The 7,736-nt window shown below is 46.3% G+C and carries 7 protein-coding genes; all 7 read right to left on the reverse strand.

What is annotated here, in order from left to right:
* Positions 1 to 1,356, reverse strand: a complete 1,356-nt coding sequence (locus ACP39K_RS13455; RefSeq protein WP_048795785.1) for an ABC transporter ATP-binding protein — start codon at positions 1,354 to 1,356, stop codon at positions 1 to 3.
* Positions 1,346 to 2,167, reverse strand: coding sequence for an ABC transporter permease (locus ACP39K_RS13460; RefSeq protein ID WP_048795786.1), 822 nt, complete (start codon positions 2,165 to 2,167; stop codon positions 1,346 to 1,348). Before ACP39K_RS13460 ends, ACP39K_RS13455 begins: the two co-directional genes overlap by 11 nt.
* Positions 2,168 to 2,221: 54 nt before the next feature.
* Positions 2,222 to 3,106 (reverse strand): dTDP-4-dehydrorhamnose reductase, encoded by an 885-nt coding sequence (gene rfbD / locus ACP39K_RS13465; RefSeq protein WP_048795787.1) that lies wholly within the window; start codon positions 3,104 to 3,106, stop codon positions 2,222 to 2,224.
* 64 nt (positions 3,107 to 3,170) lie between these two features.
* Positions 3,171 to 3,713, reverse strand: a complete 543-nt coding sequence (gene rfbC / locus ACP39K_RS13470) for a dTDP-4-dehydrorhamnose 3,5-epimerase (RefSeq protein ID WP_089184402.1) — start codon at positions 3,711 to 3,713, stop codon at positions 3,171 to 3,173.
* 1,108 nt (positions 3,714 to 4,821) lie between these two features.
* A complete protein-coding gene (locus tag ACP39K_RS13475; protein ID WP_314732675.1) occupies positions 4,822 to 4,953 on the reverse strand; it encodes a dTDP-4-dehydrorhamnose 3,5-epimerase family protein in 132 nt (43 codons plus the stop codon).
* A gap of 558 nt (positions 4,954 to 5,511) precedes the next feature.
* Positions 5,512 to 6,525: a UDP-glucose 4-epimerase GalE gene (gene galE / locus ACP39K_RS13480; RefSeq protein ID WP_049191335.1), complete on the reverse strand. Its 1,014-nt coding sequence runs from the start codon at positions 6,523 to 6,525 to the stop codon at positions 5,512 to 5,514.
* 457 nt (positions 6,526 to 6,982) lie between these two features.
* Positions 6,983 to 7,736, reverse strand: a 754-nt coding sequence (locus ACP39K_RS13485; RefSeq protein WP_497008572.1) for a TolC family outer membrane protein, incomplete at its 5' end; no start/stop codon positions are given.

The raw sequence follows: 7,736 nt of genomic DNA on the forward strand, positions 1-7,736 counted from the left end.
TTATCTACCGGAAGGTGGGTTAATGTCAAAACTCAACTCTAAATCTGCAATGCCCGAAAAAGAATCAACGGAGGGCACCAAAAAGTGAATGACATCATATCTTCGATCATGTGGAATGACTTCGTTACTCATCATTGAGGCAATGCCGAGAGAAATGAAATAATCTCCTGCACCTAACTTATTTGAAAATTCGAATTCTACGACGGAATAGCTCCCAGCAGCCCCATGCTTCAAGGTGTTTTCATTATTCAAAAGATGGGAGTTTGTATTATAAACAGTTTGACCTTCTTTCGTCTTAATGGCAAAACCAATAATAGGATTATGGACATCCCGCTCAAAACGCATTGAGCATCTGATCTTTACTTTTTCTGCGGAGTAAATTGTCGTCGGATTCAATCGTTCTCCAACACAAACTTGGTAATCAAGCCAAGCCGCTGCTCCATCACCCCAACGATATTCATTCTTATTATAATTGCTTTTATCGCTGAACTTGTCGCATTCGAAATTAAGCGTTTCTTCCGTAGCCAGCGGAGTTTCAACAGCGTTTCCAACTGAGGGGATGACTACGCCATTCTGCGCACTTTGCTGACTCTTGCCAAAAAGAATATCCATGTATTTATTGACTGCAATCTTCGGCGTTCCCTGATACAGTTTTTCACCGGAGTTCAATAACACAGCGCGATCGCAGTGAGTGACGATTTGTTCTCCGGAGTGCGTCACCAACAGAATGCTGGTTCCGTTATCTTTTAACTGGCGTAGACGATCAAAACATTTTGCCTGAAACTTGGCATCCCCCACAGCCAACGCCTCATCGACAATCAAGATATCTGGATCCACCTGTGCCTGAACTGCGAAGGCCAATCGCACTACCATTCCGCTGGAATAGGTTTTTACCGGCTGATGGATAAATTCACCGATATCAGCAAATGCAGCGATTGCATCTAATTTACTCTCGGTTTCTTCCTTGCCAAGGCCCAAAATCGCCGCATTGAGATAAATATTCTCTAGCCCGGTAAACTCCGGATTAAAGCCTGAGCCGAGTTCCAATAGAGCGGCAATACGCCCTTTCGTACTTATTGCTCCGCTGGTCGGTGTCAAGGTACCGCAAATGATTTGTAATAATGTCGATTTCCCGCTGCCATTTTTACCAATCAAACCAACAGTTTCCCCTTTGTTAACCTCAAAGGAGACACCTTTTAATGCCCAAAATTCTTTGTAATAATTATTTTGTTCACGCCCGAACATATGATTTATTCTTGGCAAAATGAACTGCTTCAGTCTGTCATGTGGGTTATTGTAAACATAAAAACATTTTTTTATGTCCTGAATGCTTATGGCAACGTTATCAGAGGACATCAGCAAATCCCTTTCTTGTTTTTTGGAAAACAACGAACCCAAACCATGCGAATACAGCACATCCTATAAGATAGCTAACGTACACGCTTAATGAAGGAATTGTCCCCCAATAAAAGATCTCTCTAAACTGCGAAATCGCAGGAGCCAGTGGGTTAATATTCAATAATGGTCTATATTTCTCTGGGATTGCTGTTATGGGATAAAATATAGGGGATAAAAACATCAACGCAGTGACAAAAATAGAGATCATTTGCCCGACATCTCGCAAAAAAACGCCTAATGCAGACAATAACCAACCGACCCCGAGCACAAAGGCGAATAAGGGGAGAATAAATATTGGAAATAGCAACACCGTCGGGTGTGGTAAACCGACCTCTATAAGATAAAAAATCAGCCATACAATGATGCTGATACAAGCATGAAATAATGCAGAGGCTGCATTGACGATCGGTAATATCTCTAAAGGAAATATTACCTTCTTAACATAGTTGACGTTAGACAGTATCGTTCCAGGTGCCTTAATCGCGCATTCACTGAAAAAATTGAACACAATAAGTCCAGCGAACAAAACTAGCGCAAATTCAGCCTTTGATGTGCTTTCTACACTCCAGCGTGCATTAAATATAAAGCTAAAAACGAATGTATAAACTATGAGCATGAAGATAGGGTTGAAGAAAGACCATAAGATGCCAAATAGAGACCCCTTATAGCGCCCAGTAATTTCTCGTTTCGTCAAGTTAAATATCAGCTTGCGGTGTCGAAAGAAAGTCGCTGCAATCTCCCGCGGTGATGAGCTAAACGAATTTTGCATCAAAAAACCTATTTAATTTTCTTATCTATAACGCTTCGCTACCCAAGCGTTGTCTCATTCCTTCGCGGCATAACTGACAATGTCATTTAATGCTGCCTGCCAATCGCTTGGCACGATGCCAAAGATTTCGTGGATTTTATCGCAGTTGAGCATAGAATTGGCTGGCCTTTTGGCCGGTGTTGGGTAATCACTGCTGGGGATCGGATTGATTTTAGTCAGATGAGAGGTGATACCGCACACATATGCCCGTTGCATGATTTGCTCAGCAAATCCCGCCCAATTGATATAGGGAGCGCCAGTAAAGTGATAGACTCCCCAGGCAGAGAAATTCTTGTCGCAAACTTTCCCCGCGATGAGTAATAAAGCTTCCGCAATATCGCCCGCATAGGTTGGCCCACCAAATTGGTCGCCAACAACGTTGAGCTCAGTTCTATCCTGTGCGAGACGAATCATCGTCTTCACGAAATTGCCCCCATGAGCACCAAATACCCAGGCTGTTCGCAAAATGATATGTTTCGGGCAGGCCTCTGCAGCCGCTATTTCGCCGGCAAGCTTACTGGCACCATACACCCCCGTTGGTCCCGTTTCATCCCGTTCGCAATAGGCAGCTTCCTGCTCCCCCTGAAAAACATAATCTGTTGATATATGTAAAAATTTTGAATTAAATGTCTGAGAGGCACGGGCTAGATTCGCAACACCGTCACGATTTATCTTGTAGGCCTGATCGCTATCCATCTCTGCACGATCAACTGCAGTGTAGGCAGCGGCATTGATAATCACATGGGGAATAAATGAATTAACGACTTTTTCTACCTGCTCCATGCAAGTGATATCAAGCGCTTGACGATCCAGAGCTAAAACTTCCCACGTTTTCGGTGCTCGCAGAACCAGTTCTTTACCAACCTGCCCCGCACTACCCACTATCAAAATTTTCATCATGATGACCTGATAAATTTGCTCACTGTGACATTGATATGGCCGCAAATCACGGCGCAATAAAATATTATTTGCTTTGCTGAAGATCCATTAGGTATTTTCCTAGTTTATCTTTCTCAGAGAGCAAAGGCGTCTCAATCGGCCATTCGATTCCCACAGTCGGATCATTCCAAATCAGACAACCTTCTGATGCCGGATCGTAATAGTCCGTACACTTATATTCAAAATCGGCGATATCTGATAGAACGACAAAACCGTGCGCCAAGCCTGGCGGCACCCAAAACTGGGTTTTGTTTTCTTCAGACAAAATGACACCCTCCCACTGACCAAATGTCGGCGAGCCGGGACGAATGTCGACAGCGACGTCAAAAACCTCGCCGCGCACAACACGGACCAGTTTCCCCTGAGGGTTCTGCGTCTGGAAGTGTAAGCCTCGTAACACACCTTTCGAAGACCGCGAATGATTATCCTGAACAAAATCCAGGTCAATATCGAGCATCTCCTGATAACGTTTTTTCTCGAATGTTTCTAAAAAGAATCCTCGAGCATCGCCGAATACTTTTGGGAGGATTGTTTTGACACCTGCAATTTTACTAGAAATAACATTCATTTTTACTAATCCAATAGCTTAATAGATATTAATATATCTTAACATTTTTCCATTATCTGTGTGAGTAGCTATCCTACCCCGCCTATCGCCGATGACATCATTGCGAGTCAGACTCGCCGCCTATGACAGGCATACATTGTTACCCGAGAAAGCAAGCTATCAGGAATGCCAAAAGAAGACAGACAAATAATTTATTTTCATTTAAAATCAATAGGATAGAAAAATCACCCTCGCCAAAGCACGCTACCGCCCTTGGCTCACAGCAACCAATAGCTGAATTGCACCACTCGCAATACCCCCCAAGCTTAAGCCGGGCAGCCTTAACAGATACTAAACCACACTTTTTGTCCAAGCCTAATGTACGGCACCCAAAGCACATTCGGCAAAAAAACTCGGCCCATATGGTATCATCATCTGTCCGAAAAGGCCCTCAGATTATCTGCCTTCTTAGCATGACATTAAAGTGATTGCTTAATAAATATTCATATAATACATATGGTTGATGATTATAAGAAAATGTGAGTCGGTAAATGTTTAGGCATGTGGAACTCGGAAAGTAGCCTACATCTTACAGAAATACTGAATCTGTTCATTGAACACACTAACGGGCACGCCATCTGGCAGGATGAATGTCTTTGCAATCATCTCCTACCTGGCATCGCAATGGTAGCCCACTCTGCCTTTACTACCTCGCCTCGCCCCCCCCCCCCAACATAACCGCCTCTAAAGGCTTATAACTCACCAACGTTCTCGTGGTCTGCGTTCTGTAAAGGCAAACGGAGACGTTTCCGACTTTTGAATATCACTTATTTCAATTCACCGAAGCGGTCGCCATGCTTATCTTTTTCAGGTAATGCTGGGTCATCAAACGGCTATTCAATCCCCACCTCAGGCTCGTTTCACAGTAAGCCCCCTCCATGATCATGATTATAATATCTCGTGCATTTATATATGAAATCAGCAAAATCTGAGAGCTCAAGGAGGCTATGAGCCAAACCGGGAGGAGCCAGAGTTTACTTCGGAAAACCCACTCTCATGCAGCATAGGTAGGTGAGTCTTCACGAAGACCCGCTACAACAGCAAATGCCCCACCGCGAACGATACAGACTCACTTTCCCTGAGGATTTTTCTTTTGAAAATGCAAACCACTCAGCATGCCTTTTGAAAAGCGCAAGTGATTATCCTGAGCAAAATCGAAATCAATATCCAATGCGTCTTGGTAGACTTTCTTTTCGTACACCCCCGAGAAAAAAATGCGGCATCGCAAAATACCTGGGCTGGACAATCCTTATGCCATGTTTAACAGTTAACACATTGAGATACATTCTCTATCTTCCCGTCACTCTCCTTTACAGACTAATAATCTTTGGCCATTATTCTGTGAATAACTTGTTTATTGTTACAAAATTCATGCTCAACACGTATATTGAGAGTGGCTGAATCCTCATTTTTATTTTAGTCAACGACAACTATTATATTATTACATCGCATTACATGATCTACCGAATGCACGGGCCTGTAATCAAACTCAGATAGCAACGCGATGATAAAATAGAATTAATGAAAAAATGTTAATAAAAGAAGATTCGCCTCACATTCATTACTTGTCATTCAAGCAAAGAGATAGTGGAACAGCGAAAAATATTTCACGTGAATAACAATATAACTCCCGGTAAAAAATGAGAGCCATGTCTAGGCCTTATAAAAATGAGGATAGGGGCTGTAAATTCTACATCCCCCATCGCTTTTAATTAGCCGTTCATAACTTTTTATCACTACCAAGACATATCACTCAAGGTTAGCGATAACCATGTGGATTTTTCTTCTGCCAGTTCCAGGTATCGCGCATCATGTCATCGATACCCCGACTCACTTTCCACCCCAGCTCCTGATAAGCCAGATCGGCGTTCGCCCAGAAGGCAGGCAGATCGCCTTCGCGACGCGGTAATATTTGGTAAGGGATCGTGACCCCCGACGCTTTTTCGAATGCCTGAACCATCGCCAGTACCGAGTGCCCTACACCAGCCCCAAGGTTATAGGCCTTAAATCCGCTGAGCTTCGGCAGATGATCCATCGCTTTCAGGTGGCCTTCGGCCAGATCCATGACATGGATGTAGTCGCGCTCTCCCGTCCCATCGGTCGTCGGATAATCCCCGCCGAAAATACCCAGCTTTTCCAGTTTGCCGATGGCCACCTGCGAGATGTAGGGCAACAGGTTATTGGGAATACCGTTAGGATCCTCACCGATCAACCCCGACTCATGGGCGCCTACCGGATTAAAGTAGCGCAAGGCAATAATCGAAAATTGCGGCTCAGCCTTGGCGACATCTTGCAGGATCTGCTCCACCATCAGCTTCGACGTGCCATAAGGGCTTGTCGTGCCGCCGATCGGTGTCGTCTCGACATAAGGCACCGGTGAATGGGCGCCATAAACGGTAGCGGACGAACTAAAGATAAACGCATACACGCCGGCGCGGCGCATAGCGTCCAGTAACACCAACGTTCCGGTGACATTATTCTGGTAGTATTCCAGCGGCTTACGCGTAGATTCCCCTACTGCCTTAAGACCGGCGAAGTGGATCACGCCGGTAATCGAGTGCGCTTCAAAGATGCGATGCAAGCATTCCGCATCCTGAACATCACCTTGGTAAAACACGGCGGCTTTTCCCGTCAGTTTCTCTACGCGGTGTAAAGACTCCGCTGACGAGTTCGACAGATTGTCCAATACCACCACCTCTTCACCGCGCTCCAACAGCATCAAAACTGTATGTGAACCGATGTAGCCGGCTCCGCCAGTAACTAAAACCGCCATACAAACCCCTCACTCGCGCCCAACGCGCTCAAGAAAAACAGCCGTCTAAAGCCATAGGCTTATTTTAAATAAAACGTAGAATCACGCATCCTTTTCGATCATCAAAGGTTTACGGCTCATCGACCGTAAAGCACCATAAACGGCAACGGTCGCGCTCTCTCGTCGCGTCATGACTCTGGCAGCTGAGAGCCGTTCAGGCCGAACTCAGCCATCACTGCGTGCTGAAAAATACGGATTAAAACCGCTAGCACGCCGCGCGCTCTGCGTTATCACACAGCTTAACTGCGCCGGAGGCAGCGATTGAATACAACCGGTTGATACAGCGCCATCGCCCCTCTGGCAAACGAACGAAAATCAGGCCAGCGGCCACCGACCGATAACATAACGCAACAAAACAAAAAGAGCAGCTTTACGCTGCTCCCTTTCAGATAAATACTCGCCTCATCGCAAAACCGGACTAGCGACTGCGGGCAAAATACTGCGCGACCCGCATAACATCTTTTTCATCCAACGTACCGGAATCGCTCAGCAAGGTGATCCATGATTTGATGTAGGCGTACTTGGCGGAAGCCAGATCGCGCTGGGCGCTATAGAGCTGCTGTTCGGCGTTGAGCACATCGACGTTGACGCGTTGCCCGGCCAGTACGCTCTGCCGAGTCGCCGTCACCTGTGTAGTAGCCGATTGTACCGCCAACTCGTAGGCCGCCACCTTGGCGCGGCTGCTGATGCACAAATTGTATTGCTTGCGCAGATCGTTGAGCGTGGTGCCCGTCTGTGCATCCATTTCATACATCGCCTGGCCATAGCGCGCCGCCGCCTGCCGGGTCGACGCCGAAACGCCGCCGCCGGAATAAATAGGCATGCTGACCTGCACGCCGATGCTGTCGGTACGGTATTTCTGGTTAACCGTATTATCGCTGCTGGAGTCGTTTTCCGAATGCGAAGCATACAGCTGAACCTGAGGCATAAAGCCCGCACGATTCCTTTCGACATCATACTTGGCGGCGTCCACGCCATGACGTGACGCGGCCAACACCGGGTTGTTCTCCAGCGCGATCTTTTGCCACTCTTCGAACTTGGACGGGATCAGCGGCGCCACCTTAAACTTGCCCGGACGCAAAACCTGCAATTCATCCAGTTGGTTCAGCGGCATGCCGATAATCACTTCCAATTCGCGCTGGGCGGCGTCCAGCGCATCGCGCGCTTCGATT

The sequence above is a fragment of the Serratia sp. EC4 genome, from assembly GCF_059652115.1.